This is a genomic window from Mesorhizobium sp. M1409 (assembly GCF_040317535.1).
Taxonomy (GTDB): Bacteria; Pseudomonadota; Alphaproteobacteria; order Rhizobiales; family Rhizobiaceae; genus Mesorhizobium.
The window spans coordinates 1-1459 of record NZ_JAMYKV010000145.1 but is presented as its reverse complement, the minus strand read 5'-3'; the positions used below and the strand labels follow the sequence as shown (position 1 = coordinate 1459).

At 63.3% G+C, this 1459-nt stretch carries 2 protein-coding genes; one reads left to right on the top strand and one right to left on the bottom strand.

What is annotated here, in order from left to right:
* Positions 1–20: 20 nt before the first annotated feature.
* A complete protein-coding gene (locus NKG99_RS35725) occupies positions 21–1145 on the bottom strand; it encodes an IS630 family transposase (RefSeq protein ID WP_352732724.1) in 1125 nt (374 codons plus the stop codon).
* 45 nt (positions 1146–1190) lie between these two features.
* On the opposite strand from NKG99_RS35725, the gene NKG99_RS35720 reads away from it, so the two are divergent.
* Positions 1191–1459, top strand: a 269-nt coding sequence (locus NKG99_RS35720) for a LexA family protein (protein WP_352874166.1), incomplete at its 3' end; no start/stop codon positions are given.

Genomic DNA, 1459 nt, shown 5'->3' with positions numbered 1-1459 from the left:
CTAGTACCTCTGCACAGGGATTATGACTCTTTGGCCGTTGGCTTTGGATAGGCCTTGGCCAATTTAAGGCGCGCTTGTTCGGTTGAGAACATCCAGTTGATGCGGGCGCGGCTGGTGTTTCGCAGGTGCTCCCAGGCAGCGGTCTGTGCGACAAGGCGATCGTAGCTGTCGATCCGGCGATCGAGGCACTGGCCGCGCAGAACGCCGATCTCGATCTCGACCATGTTGAGCCAGCTCGCGTGTTTGGGCGTGTAATGGAACTCCAGCCGTCGCAGGATGCGTCGCGCCTCTGATGCCGGCAAGGCCTGATAGAGCGCGGCGGGCGTGTGGGTCGACAGATTGTCGAGCACCACCCTGACGCGTTCGGCTTGCGGGTAATGGATATCGACGAGGTCGCGCATGCAGTGGGCAAAGTCTTGTGCTGCGCGCCGCTCGGTGACCTTGACCTTGCGCCAGGAACGATGCGCATCGAGGAAGACGAACAGGTTGGCGGTGCCGTTGCGTTTGTACTCGCAGTCGTAGCGCTCCAGCCTTCCCGGCGCGGCCTGGATCGGCTGACGCACTTCGCCGATGAGTTGGGTCGGGCTTTCGTCGAAGCATACCACGGGCCGCTTCGGATCTGCTGCTTCGGCATAGAGGTCGAGCACGTCCTCCATGCGCGCGACATATTCTGCATCGATCTTGGGAATGCACCACATGTCCTTGCGCCAGGGCTTGAGATCGTTCTCGGCCAGGCGCCGACGCACCGTCTCGCGCGACAGCTGTTCGTGCTCGGTCAGCTTGACGAACGCATCGGCCAGCAGCTCAAGGGTCCAGCGGGCCCGCCCGGGCGGCGGGCTGGAGCAGGCGGTGGCCACCAGCAAGGCTTCCTCCTTGCCGCTCAGCTTGCGCTCCGCCCCGGGGCGCGGCTCTTCGCTGAGTGCCGCCTCCAAGCCCATTTCCACGAAGCGGCGCTTGGTGCGGTAGACCGTGGAGCCACCGACCACTACCGTCGTCGCAATGGTCTCGTCGCCCAGGCCGGCATCGGCTGCGAGCAGGATCTGGGCTCGCTTGAGCTTGCGCGCTGGATGCTTGCCGCTGCGCAGCATCGCTGTGAGTGCGTCGCGTTCGGGTTGGTCGAGATCGACGCGATAGCGTACATTCATCCGGAAGGCCTCCTTCGCTTGCGGAGGTTCCGGAAGAATCAAAAAATGAATCAATTAGTTGACGGACAGTCGCCAGACCGACCCCGCTTCACACAAAAGCAGGGCCAGTATCTTGCCTTCATCTGGACCTACGGTCTGCTCAACGGTCGATCGCCGGCCGAACGCGACATGCAGCGCTTCTTCGGCGTCACCGCACCTTCCGTCCACCAGATGGTGCTCACCCTCGAGCGCGGCGGGTTGATCCGCAGGCAACCCGGCCTCGCGCGCAGCATCGAACTGCTCGTCAAACCCGATAGCCTGCCCCGGCTACAACC

What these genes read in the sequence shown, in the direction of transcription:
- NKG99_RS35725 (WP_352732724.1), bottom strand. Translation starts at nt 1,145, where the DNA reads ATGAATGTACGCTATCGCGTCGATCTCGACCAACCCGAACGCGACGCA.